This is a genomic window from Corynebacterium sp. 212_CJEI, assembly GCF_001055915.1.
Taxonomy (GTDB): Bacteria; Actinomycetota; Actinomycetes; order Mycobacteriales; family Mycobacteriaceae; genus Corynebacterium; species Corynebacterium jeikeium_D.
Genome location: NZ_JVPT01000072.1, coordinates 83869 through 100611, shown reverse-complemented (window position 1 = coordinate 100611; position 16743 = coordinate 83869). Strand labels below are relative to the sequence as shown.

At 58.2% G+C, this 16743-nt stretch carries 14 protein-coding genes and 1 pseudogene; all 15 read left to right on the top strand.

Features of this window, described 5'->3' with window-relative positions:
- Nucleotides 1–173: 173 nt before the first annotated feature.
- The 15 genes and pseudogenes from mltG to carB all read left to right on the top strand — a co-directional run bounded on the left by mltG (nt 174) and on the right by carB (nt 16743).
- Complete coding sequence (gene mltG / locus ADB02_RS09550; RefSeq protein ID WP_049190774.1) at nt 174–1400, top strand: endolytic transglycosylase MltG; 1227 nt, start codon at nt 174–176, stop codon at nt 1398–1400.
- Between the two features lie 14 nt (nt 1401–1414).
- Nucleotides 1415–2230 carry a shikimate dehydrogenase gene (locus tag ADB02_RS09545; RefSeq protein ID WP_049190773.1) on the top strand — a complete coding sequence of 272 codons (816 nt, stop codon included), beginning with the start codon at nt 1415–1417 and terminating at the stop codon, nt 2228–2230.
- 26 nt (nt 2231–2256) lie between these two features.
- Nucleotides 2257–2868, top strand: coding sequence for a prepilin peptidase (locus ADB02_RS09540; RefSeq protein WP_049190770.1), 612 nt, complete (start codon nt 2257–2259; stop codon nt 2866–2868).
- A 94-nt stretch (nt 2869–2962) separates the two neighbouring features.
- Nucleotides 2963–4150, top strand: coding sequence for a chorismate synthase (aroC, locus tag ADB02_RS09535; protein WP_187400145.1), 1188 nt, complete (start codon nt 2963–2965; stop codon nt 4148–4150).
- Between the two features lie 40 nt (nt 4151–4190).
- A complete protein-coding gene (locus ADB02_RS09530) occupies nt 4191–4712 on the top strand; it encodes a shikimate kinase (RefSeq protein ID WP_048731844.1) in 522 nt (173 codons plus the stop codon).
- Nucleotides 4713–4799: 87 nt separating this feature from the next.
- Nucleotides 4800–5909: a 3-dehydroquinate synthase gene (gene aroB / locus ADB02_RS09525; protein WP_016422703.1), complete on the top strand. Its 1110-nt coding sequence runs from the start codon at nt 4800–4802 to the stop codon at nt 5907–5909.
- Complete coding sequence (gene aroQ / locus ADB02_RS09520; RefSeq protein ID WP_016422704.1) at nt 5906–6382, top strand: type II 3-dehydroquinate dehydratase; 477 nt, start codon at nt 5906–5908, stop codon at nt 6380–6382. The genes aroB and aroQ overlap by 4 nt, the downstream gene beginning before the upstream one ends.
- Entirely contained in the window at nt 6379–7551 is a 1173-nt protein-coding gene (locus ADB02_RS09515) for a M24 family metallopeptidase (protein ID WP_049172962.1), read from the top strand. The genes aroQ and ADB02_RS09515 overlap by 4 nt, the downstream gene beginning before the upstream one ends.
- 87 nt (nt 7552–7638) lie before the next feature.
- On the top strand, nt 7639–8202 hold the full coding sequence (efp, locus tag ADB02_RS09510) for an elongation factor P (RefSeq protein ID WP_016422706.1): 564 nt from the start codon (nt 7639–7641) through the stop codon (nt 8200–8202).
- A gap of 48 nt (nt 8203–8250) precedes the next feature.
- Nucleotides 8251–8772: pseudogene (gene nusB, locus ADB02_RS09505) on the top strand (transcription antitermination factor NusB); the annotation flags it as partial.
- Between the two features lie 434 nt (nt 8773–9206).
- Entirely contained in the window at nt 9207–9776 is a 570-nt protein-coding gene (gene pyrR, locus ADB02_RS09500; RefSeq protein WP_016422708.1) for a bifunctional pyr operon transcriptional regulator/uracil phosphoribosyltransferase PyrR, read from the top strand.
- Nucleotides 9773–10726 carry an aspartate carbamoyltransferase catalytic subunit gene (locus ADB02_RS09495; protein WP_049190768.1) on the top strand — a complete coding sequence of 318 codons (954 nt, stop codon included), beginning with the start codon at nt 9773–9775 and terminating at the stop codon, nt 10724–10726. The genes pyrR and ADB02_RS09495 overlap by 4 nt, the downstream gene beginning before the upstream one ends.
- On the top strand, nt 10727–12088 hold the full coding sequence (locus tag ADB02_RS09490) for a dihydroorotase (RefSeq protein ID WP_016422710.1): 1362 nt from the start codon (nt 10727–10729) through the stop codon (nt 12086–12088).
- 38 nt (nt 12089–12126) lie between these two features.
- On the top strand, nt 12127–13359 hold the full coding sequence (gene carA, locus ADB02_RS09485) for a glutamine-hydrolyzing carbamoyl-phosphate synthase small subunit (RefSeq protein WP_414630090.1): 1233 nt from the start codon (nt 12127–12129) through the stop codon (nt 13357–13359).
- A 24-nt stretch (nt 13360–13383) separates the two neighbouring features.
- On the top strand, nt 13384–16743 hold the full coding sequence (gene carB, locus ADB02_RS09480) for a carbamoyl-phosphate synthase large subunit (protein WP_049190766.1): 3360 nt from the start codon (nt 13384–13386) through the stop codon (nt 16741–16743).

The following is a 16743-nucleotide window of genomic DNA, read 5'->3' as shown; positions in this document are numbered from 1 at the left end:
GCATGGGATTTGAAAAGTTGAAGTGGCGATTCACACCTACAATGCAACCTAGTGCTACGACTTCGTCGTAAAGCTATGTCGCACCAGTCGTTATCAGTCGCGTGTCGTACCCAAATGGGAGGACTCCTTGCTGATACCGATGGGAGAGTGAGCTGCATTCGAGGAGATTATTGATGAGTAAAGACGCGCAGACTGCGCGCCGCACTGCTAGCGGCCGTGCCGACCGGGACCGCGCTGGTGCTCGTAGCGGTGGGACAAAGCCTCGAGTTCGTCACCGCCAAACGGCAGTGGCAATCAACGTGACTTCTGTGCTGTTATGCGTGTTGGTCCTCGGAGTGATTGGCCTCGTCTGGAATCGTGGCGGCATTGTTGACGATTACGATGGCAAAGCTGAGGGTCCATTGACGATTGTCGAAGTCAGTGAAGGCACGTCACTTACTGATTTGTCCAACCAATTGGTGGAAAGCGGCGTCGTCAAGTCTTCCCGTGCGTTCATCCAGGCCGCGAATGAGAACTCCCATTCAAGTGAATTGCAGCCGGGTTTCTACCGACTCCATCAGCGGATGAAGGCCGACGAGACCGTCGAGGCTCTTCTGAATGTCGAAAATCAGGTCGGTACCGTTGACATTCCGACTGGCGTCCGTTTCGCCGATACCCGCATTGTGTCCTCATCGGATGTACGTAAGGGAATTTTCTCGCTTATTTCTGAGGCCACTTGTGTTGAGGACAATGACTGCGTGTCCAAGGCCGACCTCGAACGTGCTGCTGGGGAGGCCGATTTGGCCGCGCTCGGTGTTCCAGAATGGGCACGGGACGCGGTAGCTGCGCGCGGCAACGACCCCCGTCGTCTTGAGGGACTCATTACGCCGGGTATTCATCACCTTGACCCGCAGCAGACGCCCGAACAGATGCTGGCAAAATTGGTCAAGGAATCGGTGAAGAATTATGAGGACACGGGTCTCATGGCTTCAGCGGACATGGTTGGTCTTACTCCATACGAGCTGATTACCGCAGCTTCTTTGATCCAGATGGAGGCGCCAGATGGCGACTTCGATAAGGTCGCTCGCGTTATTCTCAACCGTCTCGACGAACCGATGCAGCTGCAGTTCGACTCGACAGTCAACTACGACCTGCCAGATCAGGAAATCGCAACCACGGATGAGGACCGCGCGCGAAAGACCGCGTGGAACACCTACGCCAAGGAGGGGCTGCCGGAAACCCCCATTGCTTCGCCCTCCATCGAGGCGATTCGTGCCATGGAAAATCCGGCTGACGGCACCTGGCTGTACTTTGTCACGGTGGACAAGGAAGGAAATACTGTCTTTAGCACGACCTTCGAAGAGCACGAGGCCGCTATCGACGAGTCACGCAACAATGGCGTGCTGGATTCCAACCGCTAAGAGGTAGAACTCCTATGCCTATAACTCATCGCGCAGCCGTGCTGGGAGATCCGATTGATCACTCGTACTCGCCGGCTATTCACAACGCCGGTTACCGCGCTGCGGGAATGAATGACTGGCACTATGACCGCATTCGCTGCAACGCCGAAGAACTTGCCGACGTCGTTGGTGGAGCAGACCCCTGTTTCCAGGGATTTTCCGTCACGATGCCTGGCAAGTTTGCCGCGCTGGACTTCGCGGATGAAGTCAGTGAGCGCGCACGGCTCATAGGTTCAGCGAACACTCTGGTCCGTCGCGATTCGGACTGGTTTGCCGACAACACCGATGGCGACGGCGTACTGGGAGCACTGCGCGAGATAGACTGCACGAACGCACCACGTGGCCGCGCCGTTGTTGTTGGTGCCGGTGGCACGGCACGACCGGCACTTTGGGCGCTGTCGCAGCTGGGTGTCAATCATGTGACCGTAGTAGCGCGCTCCGAGCGCGCATATGACATTGAACCATTAGCTGCCGCGCTGGGGATGGAATTTGTTTGGGTGACTTTTGATGTTCCAAACCTGGCAGATATTGCTGGTAATGCCGACGTGCTGGTCTCTACGGTGCCGTCAGCCGCAATTGAGTCGGTTGCTGGCTACCTCGCTCGAGCACCGAAGATTCTCGACGTCATTTACAATCCCTGGCCAACCCCACTTGTGAAAGCAGCGGAACGCGGAGGGACACAGGCGGTCGGTGGATTGTCCATGTTGCTACATCAAGCGGTGGGACAGTTTGAGCAGTTTACTGGACGCACTCCCGATGTCGAGGCGATGCGTGCAGCGCTGCCGAACTAGCTCACAACCGTTACAATCCCAAAGTTATGGGGTGGGGAATAACTGAGATAGGGCTGTCTCCGATTGGACAGCACAGGATTGACCCGGTCTACCTTGACCGGGTTTTCTATTTCCTAGTCGTGATGCTTGTACTCGGCTGGGGCGGTATTGGCTGCTGGTTGGATGTGACTCGGCGAAGACTACCGAACTGGTGGTTAGTGCTAGGGGCAGTGGGTCTGATAGCAACCACTGGAATGGTGCTCCAGCAAAAGAGCACCTTGGCTGACAATCTCGCCAGTGCAGTCGCAGCCATAGGAACAGGAATAGGCCTCTGGTTTGGCCTCTATGTAGCAGTCTTCATCTTCAACCCACGCTCTATGGGGGCTGGAGATGTGAAGCTCGCAGCAATTCTCGGGGGCGGTGTCGGTCTGGTATCGGGCGAGCCAGTGGCGACAGCAATTTGGATTGCAGTGGCAATTCTGTTGGCTGCCGGACTCACTCTCCTCATGGCAGGAGTCACCGCGGGAAAGCGGGGCTGGGGTGACCGTCGTAAAGCAAAAACAGCGCCTGTACCGGCGAGCGTGCCTCATGGGCCTGCGATGCTTGCAGCAACCGCCATTGTGTGGGGGATAAGCGGAGGGTACCTACAAGTCCCCTGAAGCGGTAGACCAGGGGCGATGAATTGGGGCATATTTGAAACTTGTATGCCCCCAAATGCACAAGAAGTACGGCAAACGTGACATTATGATACCTATGCTTCGTTGGACTACCGCGGGTGAATCTCACGGCAAAGCGCTTATCGCTCTCGTAGAAGGCGCGCCAGCCGGACTTCCCCTGACTACAGATGACGTATCACGCCACCTCGCACGCCGCCGCCTCGGCTATGGTCGCGGGGCGCGAATGAAGTTTGAGGCTGATGAGGTCACCCTGCTGACTGGCATTCGACATGGTGAGACGCTGGGATCGCCGATTGGCATTATGGTCGGCAACTCCGAATGGCCCAAGTGGACTGAGGTCATGAGCCCGGATCCAGTTGACCCAGTTGTTTTGGATACAGCTCGTGGCGCCACCTTAACCCGCCCGCGCCCGGGGCATGCCGATTTCAACGGCATGCTGAAGTACAACCACACCGATGCTCGAAACATCCTGGAGCGTTCATCGGCTCGCGAGACTGCAGCACGTGTGGCGGCATCGGTTGTGGCACGCTCAATTCTGCGTGAGACTCTCGGTGTGGAAGTTGTCAGCCACGTTATTTCCATCGGTCGTTCGGAGCCCTACGAGGGGCCACTGCCGACCTTCGCTGATCAGGACAAGATTGACGAGTCGCCAGTACGTGCATTCTCCGCAGCTGCGGAGGAGTCGATGATTGACGAAATCAAGGCCGCCAAGAAGCAGGGCGACACCCTCGGTGGCATCGTCGAGGTCGTTGTCCACGGTCTGCCGGTGGGTCTGGGATCGCACATTTCCGGTGATGCCCGTCTGGATTCGCAGCTTGCGGCTGCCTTGATGGGAATTCAGTCCGTCAAGGGCGTGGAGATCGGCGACGGTTTTGAGGAAGCCCGTCGCCGTGGCACCGAGGCTCACGATGAAATGGTGCGTACCGACGACGGCGTGGATCGGGAAACTAACCGCGCCGGTGGCCTGGAGGGTGGCATGACTAATGCTCAACCTCTCGTTGTGCGTGCTGCGATGAAACCAATTTCGACCGTTCCGCGTGCGCTGAAGACCGTCGATATGGCCAGCGGCGATGCAGCTACCGCAATCCACCAGCGCTCTGATGTCTGCGCGGTCCCGGCCGGCGGTGTTGTCGCAGAGGCAATGGTCGCGCTGGTACTGGCGCGTGCAGTGATGGAAAAGTTCGGCGGCGATAGCCTGGAGGAAACCAAGCGTAACGTTGAGGGCTACTTGGAGCAGACTCGACGTCGCCTTGATTGGAAATAGCGCCACAGTCGCGCACACGAAGAAGGGTAAAACGAGGGGAATGTCCGTTCCTACTATTGTCCTTGTCGGACCGCCCGGATCGGGAAAGTCCACCATCGGTCGTCGACTGTCTCGTGCATTGAGCACAAGACTCACCGATACCGATGAGATGATTGAACAGCGCATGGGCAAGACTTGTGGGGAAGTCTTTTCCGAGCTGGGAGAGCCGGAATTCCGCCGTATCGAGGAACAAATCGTGGCGGAGGCTCTGACCCACGACGGAATCGTCTCACTTGGCGGTGGTGCCGTGATTTCGCAGGCGACCCGTGACCTGCTGGCAGACCATAACGTCGTCTACCTCGAGATCAGCATTGCAGAGGGGGTCCGTCGTACAGCGGGTAACAATTCGCGCCCGGTGCTCCAGGCGGATGACCCTGAGGCTCATTACCGCGCGCTCTATGAGGCTCGCCGAGCTTTTTACGAAGATGCAGCCACTTTCAAGGTGCGTTCCGACGAACGTTCCCCGCAGCGCGTTGTGGCCGAGATCCTCAGCTACCTCGATGAAACCTGCGACGAGGCTTAACTGGCGACTCTTAAAAGGCGGCAGCTAATCACTGCCGTATAACCAGCAACTCCATACATTTCTTACGCTAACGACTAGGGACTGACAATGAACTCAACCCGCACAATCCGTGTTGAAGGCCCATCCCCGTACACGGTGACCATGGGGCATGGACTCACCGAGCAGATTGCGGAGGCCGCTACCTTTGCCTCCCAGGTTGCGGTAATTCACCAGGGGAGCGTTCAAGAGCTGAGCTTCGGCGTCATCAAGGCACTGGCGGACAAGGGAGTCGACGCTTTCAGCATCCAGATTCCGGATGCGGAGGAGGGCAAGACGCTCGCAGTTGCTGAAACAGTTTGGGACACTTTTGGTGAACGCGGTCTGGGTCGGCGTGACGCGGTAATCGCGATTGGCGGCGGTGCAGCCACAGACTTCGGTGGATTCGTCGCCGCCGCGTGGATGCGTGGAGTGAAGGTTATCCAGGTCCCGACGACGCTGCTCGGCATGGTCGACGCGGCTGTCGGCGGTAAGACCGGTATCAACACTGCAGCCGGCAAGAACCTGGTCGGCGCTTTCCACGAGCCTGCCGCGGTGTTTTGTGACCTTGACGTCCTGCGCACCTTGCCGAAGGCCGAGCTGATTGCGGGCTCGGCAGAGATTATCAAGGCTGGATTTATCGCGGACACGAAGATTCTCGATCTTTACGAGGCAAACCCGCAGGCCTGCCTCGATGTTGACGGTGACCTGCCAGAACTGGTCGAGCGCGCGATTGCTGTCAAGGCACGCGTTGTCGTTGAGGATCTGAAGGAATCTGGCCTCCGTGAGATCCTGAACTATGGCCACACTTTCGGTCATGCCGTTGAGCACTTTGAAAACTACCGCTGGCGCCATGGCCACGCCGTAGCTGTAGGCATGGTTTATGTTGCTGAGCTGGCCAAGATCACCGGACATATTGATCAGGAACTCGTAGACCGCCACCGTCGCATCCTAGAGTGCATTGGGCTGCCAACGACCTACCAGGCAGGTCGTTTTACCGAGCTCTACGATGCTATGACCAGGGATAAGAAGAACCGCGATGGTGCGATCCGATTCGTTATTCTGGACAACCCCGGTGAAACAGCCCGTCTTGAAGGCCCGGGAATGGATGACCTCGAGCGTGCATACGAACTGCTCTGCAACAATGGGCACGCCGCATCGGAGGAGTCAGCCCGCTCATGACCTCTCTTCGCGCAGCAACTGATGCCACAACGGCGATTCCGACCGTGCTTGTTCTGAACGGCCCGAACCTCGATCGTCTAGGCAAGCGTCAGCCAGAAATTTACGGTGCCACTACTTTGGCCGATGTCGAATCTGAACTTCGCACCCTAGCCAAGGAGCTTGGCGTCGTAGTGGATTGCCGCCAATCCAACTATGAAGGTCAACTCATCGAGTGGGTTCACGAAGCTGCCGACTACGGTTGGCCAGTCATTATCAATCCAGGGGGGTTGACACACACCTCCGTCGCCCTACGTGACGCGCTTGCCGAAATTGCCGACGGCGCGGGCTTCCACGAGGTCCATATTTCAAACATTCACGCCCGGGAGGAGTTTCGGCACCACTCGTACCTGTCGGCGCTTGCCGCGGGCGTTATCGTCGGATGCGGAACTGATGGGTATTCCATGGCACTGAGAAGGGTGAGTACGAAACTATGACAGATATCTCCACGAACTACGCCGCCCGCCGAGCCGCTCTTATCGACGCATTGTCCGACAACGACTGCGACGGTTTCCTCACAGTCGATCCGACGCATGTTGGTTGGCTTACAGGTTTCCACGGCTCGAATGCTGGTTTGATTGTTGCGGCCAGTGGGGAAGCGCTGCTTTCCACCGACGGCCGCTATACGGTTCAGGCTGGCAAACAGGCACCGGACGTGGAGTTACTCACCGCCCGCAACACCGGCGTGGCACTCGTCGGTCAATGCCGAAAGCTGGATATCTCGCGTCTTGGTGTTGAATCTGAGTTCCTCACTATGGCCGCTTATCAAGAGCTAGAGGATGCCCGGCCACAGGCACTCGAGCTGGTATCGACTACGGGCGTCGTCTCTAAACTGCGGGAGGTCAAGTCCGATACAGAACTCGTCGCTCTGCGCCACGTCGCTGACATCGCGGTCCGCGCATTCGAGGACTTGCTTCACGACGGCATCGTGGTCGCCGGCCGCACGGAGCGCGAAGTCGCCGCAGAGTTGGAGTACCGCATGCGCATGCATGGCGCCGATCGGCCAAGCTTCGACACGATTGTCGCGAGCGGCCCGAATTCCGCCAAGCCACACCACGGAGCGGAAGATCGCGTAATCGAGGCAGGTGACCTGGTCACTATTGACTTTGGCGCCTTTGCCGGGGGCTACAACTCAGATATGACACGTACCCTCTTTGCCGGTGAGGCGGGAACGTCGTCAAGCGAAAACGATCCGAACAATACGTCGTCAGATTTGGACGGCGCGATTGTTGCCGGGGTGGAGTTCGCAGACGAGAAGGCCCGAGAGATTTACAATGTCGTGCTGGAAGCCCAGCTGGCTGGCGTAAAAGCGGCCGTGCCAGGGGCTAATGTTGTGGCTGTAGACGCAGCATGCCGGGACATTATTGAAAAGGCTGGTTATGGGGAGCACTTCGTTCATTCCACCGGCCACGGAATCGGTATTGAGGTGCATGAGGCTCCATTTGCTGCTCGCACCGGCAAGGGGAAGTTGGCAGCTGGCATGACGTTGACCATCGAGCCTGGTATTTATGTGCCGGGGTTCGGCGGTGTGCGCATCGAAGATACGTTGATTATCACCGACACCGAGCCGGAAATTATTACGCAGCTGCCGAAACCGCGAGCCTAACATCACGGCGTTTTATTTTTCTCTCGATGAGATACGGAGTATCGTGGTTTCGTCAGAGAGCTTTTTAACAATTTCAGGAGAGTTTAGTTGGCTACCACCGCAGATTTTAAAAACGGTCTAGTTATCAAGCACGACAATAAGCTTCAGCAGATCGTGGAGTTCCAGCACGTCAAGCCAGGTAAGGGTCCGGCATTCGTCCGCACCAAGCTGAAGGACGTTCTGACCGGCAAGGTTGTTGACAAGACTTTCAACGCTGGCGTCAAGATTGAGACTGCTACCGTCGACCGCCGCGACATGACGTACCTGTACCACGACGGTGAAGGATACGTCTTCATGGACGACAAGACCTACGACCAGATTTCCATCCTGGACGCTCAGATGCCGGAGGGTGCTAAGTTCCTGCTTCCGGAAACCACCTGCCAGGTGTCCTTCCATGAGGGCAACGTTCTTTTCGCTGAAATGCCTGTTTCGGTTGAACTGAAGGTTGAGCAGACCGACCCGGGGCTGCAGGGCGACCGCTCCACCGGTGGCACCAAGCCGGCAACTTTGGAGACTGGCGCTGAGATTCAGGTGCCGCTGTTCATCGAAACCGGCGACGTACTGAAGGTCGACACCCGTGACGGCTCCTACCTGTCCCGCGTCAACCACTAATTCCCTCATCTAGTTCACCCTTTTGTTGAGAGCGATACATACACATCCATGACTGAAAAGGATCACAAGTCCGTCGAGACCCCGGATGCGCAGGAGTCCGCGAAAGTTCGCGAACCTAACTACAAGCGCCACGGCGCGCGCTACCGTGCGCGCCGTCGTGCGGTAGATCTGCTATTTGAGGCCGAGCAGCGAGGCGTCGACGTCGTCAAGCTTCTTGAAGAGCGGCTGGAAATGGTCCGTAATCCCGATTTGGATGTGAACCCAATTGCGGAGTACACCGAGCAGATCGTGCGCGGTGTAGCTGCGGAAATTATCGGTATCGACTCGACGATTTCTTCGTACCTGACGGAGGAGTGGCCGCTGCGCCGTCTACCAGCAGTCGACCGTGCTATTTTGCGTCTTTCCACCTGGGAGCTGTTCTACAACTCCGACGTGCCTCCGCGTGTGGCCGTGGTGGAAGGCGTTGAGCTGGCATCGGAATACTCCACTGATGTGGCGGCACCGTACATCAACGCAGTTCTCGATGCCGAGGCCAAGATTGCCGACCAGGCACGCCTGGCAGCAGCAGCTGTTAGCACTTCGGTGGGCGAGTCCCAGTTCGACGAGGCTATTCAGGCACAGGCTGCTGCAAATGAGGAAGCTGACAAGGCACTGGCTGACTCCGATGAGATGGCTAAGATTACCGGCCTGGACATGAGCGATATTGCCAAGCTGGTGGCTGAAGACGTGGCTAAGAGCGAGAACGGGTCCTAGCCAATCAAAGCGGCCGGGCTCACTGCGAGCCGATCACAGTCGGTTCTCGCGGATTGTCTGAAACTCCAAGTCCCTTTTTTGGGGGCTTGGAGTTTTGTTGCATTTAGAGGCAATTTAAGTGTGAGTGCTATTCTGGTCAGCGGAAGTTTGCACCGCGACCGTAGTTGCGGGTCACGCAAACTGATAATCAAATATCCACAATCAAGACATCCTTTAACGGACCGCACTGAGAGGCGGGGAAGGAGGTCACGATGAGCGAAGGAACGCCGCAAACAACCGAGCTGCTCAATGCAGACGAAGTTGCACGTACCATCGCGCGCATCGCGCACCAAATTATTGAAAAAACTGCGCTGGATAGCCCAAATGCTGGGCGCGTAGTTCTCCTCGGCATTCCATCTGGTGGCGTACCGCTGGCGGAGAAGCTAGCCGATTTGATTGAACAGTTCTCCGGCATTCGCCCGGAAACTGGATCGCTTGATATCACCCTGTACAGGGATGACTTGCGCAAGGGCCCGCACCGCGCCCTGCAGCCCACGAACATTCCAAACTCCGGAATCGACGGCACCACCGTTGTTCTCGTAGACGATGTCCTCTTCTCAGGTCGCACGATTCGCGCCGCACTCGACGCTATTGCTGACATCGGTCGCCCACGAGTAATTCAGCTTGCAGTGCTGGTTGATCGTGGTCATCGTCAACTACCAATTCGCGCCGATTACGTCGGTAAGAATCTGCCAACTTCCCGCGACGAAGACGTCGATGTGCTGGTAGAGGCACTTGACGGCCGTGACGCGGTTATTCTCACCCGGGCGGAGGAACAGTGAAACACCTGATTAGCATTGCGGATTTGACCAAGGATGAAATTGTCGGCCTGATGGATGAGGCCGATCGTTTCAAGGAGGTCATCCGCGGTCGGGAAATTAAGAAGCTGCCGACCCTGCGTGGCCGCACTATTTACAACCTCTTTTACGAGAATTCCACGCGTACCCGCTCTTCTTTTGAGACTGCGGGTAAGTGGATGAGCGCCGATGTTATTAATATCTCGGCTTCCTCTTCCTCTGTGAAGAAAGGCGAGAGTCTGAAAGACACCGCGCTGACTTTGGATGCTATCGGCGGCGATGCCATCGTCGTTAGGCACCCATCGTCGGGCGCGGCACAGCTGATCGTCAAGTGGACTGAGGAATTTGGCAACGGCCCATCGATCATCAACGCGGGTGACGGAAAGCACCAGCACCCGACGCAGGCTCTCCTGGACGCGGTGACGTTGCGTCAGCGCCTCGGTGGAATTGAGGGGCGCAAGGTCGTCATCGTTGGCGATATTTTGCATTCTCGCGTCGCTCGCTCTAACGCCGATCTGCTGAGCAAGCTCGGCGCCGAGGTCGTGTTCGTCGCGCCACCGACGCTGCTGCCGTTTGGCATCGAGACCTGGCCGGTGCGTGTTGCCTACCGCATGGAAGACGAGATCCGCGATGCTGATGCCGTGATGATGCTCCGCGTTCAGCAGGAGCGCATGAACGGAGGCTTCTTCCCATCCCATCGCGAATACGCCACTCGCTACGGGCTGTCGAAGGCTCGCGAGAAGATGCTTCGCGACGACTGCATTGTGATGCACCCAGGCCCGATGCTTCGTGGCATGGAAATTAACGATGCCGTCGCTGATTTGCCGCGCACTGCCGTGCTGCAGCAGGTAGCCAACGGTGTCCACGTCCGCATGGCAGTTCTTTTCACACTGCTGACCTCAGGTGTTTCCACCAACTTGGAAGGGCAGGCATAAATGTCGAATCGCAATGAGTATGACGAAGCCTCGTACCCCGAGGTAGGACCATTGGCAGCACCCGCACGGGGACAGCTGCTGCTGAAGGGTGTGCGTCCCTACGGTGAAGGCGAAGACGTCGACGTCTTGATCGAAGATGGCGTTATCGCTGAGATTGGAGAAAATCTCACGGCCGAGGACGGGGTAGAGGTCCTGGAGTTCGACTCCCTCGTTCTCTTGCCAGGCCTGGTTGACATCCATGTGCACCTGCGGGAGCCGGGTCGTGAAGATACGGAAACCCTGGCCACTGGTTCCGCTGCCGCAGCACGCGGTGGTTTCACCGCAGTGTTCACTATGGCCAATACCGCGCCGGTAACCGATGACCCCTCGATTGCTGAGTCGGTGTGGCTCAAGGGCCAGGCGCTGAACCTCTGCGACGTTCACCCGGTCGGATCCATTACTAAGGGGCTGAAGGGCGAGACGCTGACTGAGTTCGGCATGATGGCAGACTCGCAGGCGAAGGTACGCATGTTCTCCGATGACGGTAAGTGCGTTGACAATCCGCTGATTATGCGCCGCGCGATTGAATACGCCCGCGGCGAAGACGTATTGTTGGCGCAGCACTGCGAAGATCCGCGTCTGACCGCAGATGCATCGGCTCACGAAGGTCCAACCGCCGCACGACTCGGCCTGACCGGGTGGCCGCGCGTAGCTGAGGAGTCCATCGTGGCCCGAGATGCCATTATGGCTCGCGACTACGGCGGACGCATGCACATCTGCCACGCTTCCACCGAAGGCACGGTTGAGCTGGTCAAGTGGGCAAAGGAGCATGATATTCCGCTGACCGCCGAGGTTACCCCGCATCACCTGATTCTCACCGATGAGAAGTTGGAGACCTACGACGGCGTCTACCGCGTCAATCCGCCGCTGCGTGAGCAGCGCGACACCCTGGCTCTGCGTCAGGCTCTGATTGACGGGATCATTGACTGTGTCGCTACCGACCACGCTCCGCACGGCTCTGAAGAAAAGTGCTGCGAGTTCGAGCACGCTAAGCCCGGCATGCTTGGTCTGGAGACCTCGATGCCAATCATCGCCGAAGAGTTCGTTTTGAAGGGCGATTGTGATTGGCGCTGGCTGGCCAAGGTCATGAGTGAGCGTCCCGCTCAAATCGTGAAGCTACCGGGGCACGGCCGTCCGATTGCTGTCGGTGAGCCTGCCAACCTGACCGTTGTTGACCCGGGCAAAAAGTGGACGGTCCGCGGCGAAGACCTGGCGTCGAAGTCCGAGAACACTCCTTATGAGGAAATGGAGATGGCCGTGTCCGTGGCAGCTACCGTGCTGCGCGGTAAGGTGACCGCTCTTAACGGAGAGGTCGCTGGATAATATTCATGTCAACGCATAAAAATTCACATGCGTCCCGTATGATTAATGTAAATTCCTCGCACGCTACCCAACTGAAAGGCAATAACGTGAGCAACGAGTCGCAGGCCGCGGCCGCTACAGCGGCAGTCCTGGTATTGGCAGATGGCCGAGTGTTCCGCGGACGCGGTTTCGGCGCCACCGGTACAACCCTGGGTGAGGCAGTTTTTACCACCGCTATGACGGGCTACCAGGAAACCCTGACGGACCCGTCCTACCACCGCCAGCTGATTGTGGCTACCGCACCACAGATCGGCAACACCGGTTGGAACGATGAGGACTACGAGTCCCGCGGAAACAAGATTTGGGCAGCTGGCTTTATTATCCGCGATTTGTCGCGCATTCCCTCCAACTGGCGCTCGGAGCGCAGCTTGGAAGATGAACTGAAGGCACAGGGCATCATCGGTATCCGCCAGATTGATACCCGCGCGCTGGTTCGCCATTTGCGCGACAATGGCTCGATTGCCGCTGGTGTTTTCTCCGGTGAGGACGCACAGCAGCCCGTCGATAAGCTGGTGGAAATCGTTCGCGCTCAGCCTGCGATGAAGGGCGCGGATCTGGCTCGCGAGGTCAGCACCGATGAGGCCTATGTCGTGGAACCACAGGGGGAGAAGAAGGCACGTGTTGTGGCCTACGACCTGGGCATCAAGTCCAACACCCCGCGTGAGCTGGCTAAGCGTGGCCTGGAAGTCGTAGTTGTTCCGGCTAACACTCCGTACGAAGATATTAAGAAGGAATACCAGCCGGACGGTGTCTTTTTGTCCAACGGCCCGGGTGACCCGGCAACTGCTGATGAGATGGTTGCGGTCGCCAAGGCTGCCCTCGATGACGGCATGCCGCTATTCGGTATCTGCTTCGGTAACCAGATTCTTGGCCGCGCACTCGGCCTGAATACCTACAAGCTGGTCTTCGGTCACCGCGGCGTCAATGTTCCGGTGAAGGACCACCGCACTGGCCGTATTTTTATCACCGCTCAGAACCACGGTTTCGCACTTGAAGGCAAGGCCGGCGAGAGTTTCGATACCCCGTGGGGCGAGGCAGAGGTTACGCACACCTGCCTTAACGACGACGTCGTGGAAGGTGTCGCACTGAAGAACGGCATGGCCTTTTCTGTGCAGTACCACCCGGAGTCCGCAGCCGGCCCGCACGATGCGCACTCTCTCTTTGATGACTTCCTGGCGCTGATCCAGAAGGTCGATTTCAACAAGTCCGCAACCGGAAACTCGAACAAGTAGGAAAGGGCTAAGGGACCTAACACCATGCCACGTCGTACAGACATCAACCACGTACTGGTTATCGGCTCCGGCCCGATTGTTATCGGTCAGGCCTGCGAGTTCGACTACTCCGGCACCCAGGCTTGTCGCGTGCTACGCGAAGAGGGCCTGCGAGTCACGCTGGTCAACTCCAACCCGGCAACGATTATGACTGACCCGGAGTTCGCAGACTCCACCTATATCGAGCCGATTGAAACCAAGTACATCGAAAAGATCCTGGCCAAGGAAGCTGCAGAGGGCAACCCGATTGACGCTGTCCTGGCAACTCTCGGTGGCCAGACTGCACTGAACGCAGCTATTCAGCTGGACCGCGAGGGCATTCTGGAGAAGTACAATGTCGAGCTGATTGGTGCTGATATTCCGGCCATTCAGCGCGGTGAGGATCGCCAGATGTTCAAGGACATCGTCGCCAAGATTGGTGGCGAATCCGCACGTTCCCGCGTCTGCCACAACATGGAAGAAGTCCACGAGACTGTTGCAGAGCTCGGTCTTCCGGTCGTTGTTCGCCCGTCGTTCACCATGGGCGGTCTGGGTTCCGGTCTGGCCTTCAACCAGGAAGACCTCGACCGTATTGCAGGTGGCGGCCTGGCCGCATCGCCCGAGGCCAATGTTCTGATCGAGGAGTCCATCCTCGGCTGGAAGGAATTTGAGCTCGAGCTCATGCGCGATGGCGACGACAACGTTGTCGTGGTCTGCTCCATTGAAAACGTTGATGCCCTCGGTGTCCACACGGGTGACTCGGTGACTGTCGCTCCGTCGATGACTCTGACCGACCGCGAGTTCCAGACCATGCGTGACCAGGGCATCGCAATTCTGCGTGAGGTCGGCGTTGACACCGGTGGCTGTAACATCCAGTTCGCCATCAACCCGAATGACGGCCGCATCATCACCATTGAGATGAACCCGCGCGTCTCCCGCTCGTCGGCGCTTGCTTCCAAGGCAACTGGTTTCCCGATTGCAAAGATTGCTGCCAAGCTGGCTATCGGCTACACCCTCGATGAGATCACCAACGACATCACCGGTGAAACCCCGGCAGCGTTTGAGCCGGTGCAGGATTACGTGATTGTCAAGGCTCCACGCTTTGCTTTCGAGAAGTTCCCAGGTGCTGACGATACGCTGACCACCACCATGAAGTCCGTCGGTGAGGCCATGGCTATCGGCCGTAACTACATCGGCGCGCTCGGTAAGGTCATGCGTTCGCTGGAGAACAAGCCAGCTGGTTTCTGGACTGTTCCGGATGAGGACTTTGCAGGTGAGCGCGCAAACGATGTCAACGCTGTCCTTGAGGACCTGAAGCGTCCGACTGAAGGTCGCATCTACGACGTTGAGCTGGCTCAGCGTCTGGGTGCTTCCATCGAGCAGATCCACGAAGCTTCCGGCCTGGATCCGTGGTTTATCGCCGAGATGGAAAACCTGCAGGATATCCGCAAGGAGCTTATCGACGCTCCGGTGCTGACCTCCGACCTGCTGCGTGAGGCTAAGTACTGGGGACTGTCCGACGCCCAGATTGCTGCGCTGCGTCCGGAGTTGGCCGGGGAAGACGGCGTGCGCGAGCTGCGCTGGCGCCTGAACATCCACCCGGTATTCAAGACTGTCGATACCTGCTCCGCCGAGTTCGAAGCACAGACTCCGTACCACTACTCGGCATACGAGCTGGACCCGGCTGCTGAGTCCGAGGTCGCCCCGCAGACCGAGAAGGAAAAGGTCATCATCCTCGGTTCCGGTCCTAACCGCATCGGCCAGGGTATTGAGTTCGACTACTCCTGTGTCCACGCGGCGCTCGAGCTCTCCCGGGTTGGGTACGAGACCGTCATGGTCAACTGCAACCCGGAAACGGTTTCCACCGACTACGACACCGCAGATCGCCTCTACTTCGAGCCATTGACCTTCGAGGATGTCCTCGAGGTCTACCACGCTGAGAGCCAGTCCGGAAAGGTCGCAGGCGTCATTGTTCAGCTCGGTGGCCAGACCCCGCTGGGCCTGGCGGAGCGTCTGCAGGCCGCAGGCGTTCCGATTGTCGGCACTAGCCCAGAGGCAATCGACCTGGCTGAGGACCGCGGTGAGTTCGGCAAGGTGCTGGCTGAGGCCAAGCTGCCGGCGCCGGAGTTCGGTACCGCCACCTCCTTCGCAGAAGCTCGCCAGGTTGCCGCTGGTATCGGTTACCCGGTGCTGGTCCGTCCGTCCTACGTCCTCGGCGGCCGTGGCATGGAAATCGTCTACGATGAGGCCACTCTGGAGGACTACATCAACCGCGCTACCGAGCTGTCCAATGAGCACCCGGTACTGGTTGACCGCTTCCTGGACAGCGCCATCGAGATTGATGTTGATGCACTGTGTGATGGGGAAGAGGTCTACCTCGGCGGCGTTATGGAGCACATTGAGGAAGCCGGTATTCACTCCGGCGACTCCGCGTGTGCGCTGCCTCCGATGACTCTGTCTGCAGGCATCATCGACAAGGTGCGTGAATCCACCAAGGCACTGGCACACGGCATCGGTGTCAAGGGCCTGATGAACGTTCAGTACGCACTCAAGGACGAGACGCTCTACGTCATCGAGGCCAACCCGCGTGCATCTCGTACCGTACCGTTTGTCTCCAAGGCAACCTCAGTTCCGCTGGCTAAGGCCGCGTCCCGCGTCATGATGGGCGCTACTATCGCGGAACTGCGCGAAGAGGGCATGATTCCGTCCAACTTCGACGGTGGCTCTCTGCCTGCTGACGCTCCGATTGCGGTTAAGGAAGCCGTCCTGCCGTTCAACCGCTTCCGCGACTTCGAGGGCCGCGCTCTCGACAGCCTGCTGAGCCCGGAGATGAAGTCCACCGGTGAAGTCATGGGCTTGGCAGACAACTTTGGTGCCGCTTTCGCCAAGGGCGAGCTGGCCGGTTTCGGTGAGCTGCCGACCGAGGGCACGATCTTCGTCTCGCTGGCCAACCGCGATAAGCGCACTCTGGTCTTCCCGATCCTCACGCTGGCGGATATGGGCTTCCGCATCCTGGCAACGGAGGGTACTGCCGGCATGCTGCGCCGCAACGGTGTCGAGTGTGAGGTCGTCGCAAAGCGTACGACTGATTCCGAAGCGCCGACGGACGAGCGCGACATTGTCGACATGATCCGCGACGGTGAGGTTGACATCATTATCAACACCCCATCCGGTTCCGCTGGCGCACGTTCTGACGGATACGAGATTCGCGCCGCTGCGGTGAGCCAGGGCGTAACTTGTGTGACTACCGCTCAGGGCGCTGTCGCAGCACTGCAGGGCATCCTGGCACTGCGCAACGGTGAGATGAGCGTTAAGGCTCTGCAGGAGCTCCACCCGGCAGAGTTGGCTGCTCAGGAGCAGGTCTAA

What these genes read in the sequence shown, in the direction of transcription:
- mltG (WP_049190774.1), top strand. Translation starts at nt 174, where the DNA reads ATGAGTAAAGACGCGCAGACTGCGCGCCGCACTGCTAGCGGCCGTGCC.
- ADB02_RS09545 (WP_049190773.1), top strand. Translation starts at nt 1,415, where the DNA reads ATGCCTATAACTCATCGCGCAGCCGTGCTGGGAGATCCGATTGATCAC.
- ADB02_RS09540 (WP_049190770.1), top strand. Translation starts at nt 2,257, where the DNA reads ATGGGGTGGGGAATAACTGAGATAGGGCTGTCTCCGATTGGACAGCAC.
- aroC (WP_187400145.1), top strand. Translation starts at nt 2,963, where the DNA reads ATGCTTCGTTGGACTACCGCGGGTGAATCTCACGGCAAAGCGCTTATC.
- ADB02_RS09530 (WP_048731844.1), top strand. Translation starts at nt 4,191, where the DNA reads ATGTCCGTTCCTACTATTGTCCTTGTCGGACCGCCCGGATCGGGAAAG.
- aroB (WP_016422703.1), top strand. Translation starts at nt 4,800, where the DNA reads ATGAACTCAACCCGCACAATCCGTGTTGAAGGCCCATCCCCGTACACG.
- aroQ (WP_016422704.1), top strand. Translation starts at nt 5,906, where the DNA reads ATGACCTCTCTTCGCGCAGCAACTGATGCCACAACGGCGATTCCGACC.
- ADB02_RS09515 (WP_049172962.1), top strand. Translation starts at nt 6,379, where the DNA reads ATGACAGATATCTCCACGAACTACGCCGCCCGCCGAGCCGCTCTTATC.
- pyrR (WP_016422708.1), top strand. Translation starts at nt 9,207, where the DNA reads ATGAGCGAAGGAACGCCGCAAACAACCGAGCTGCTCAATGCAGACGAA.
- ADB02_RS09490 (WP_016422710.1), top strand. Translation starts at nt 10,727, where the DNA reads ATGTCGAATCGCAATGAGTATGACGAAGCCTCGTACCCCGAGGTAGGA.
- carA (WP_414630090.1), top strand. Translation starts at nt 12,127, where the DNA reads ATGATTAATGTAAATTCCTCGCACGCTACCCAACTGAAAGGCAATAAC.
- carB (WP_049190766.1), top strand. Translation starts at nt 13,384, where the DNA reads ATGCCACGTCGTACAGACATCAACCACGTACTGGTTATCGGCTCCGGC.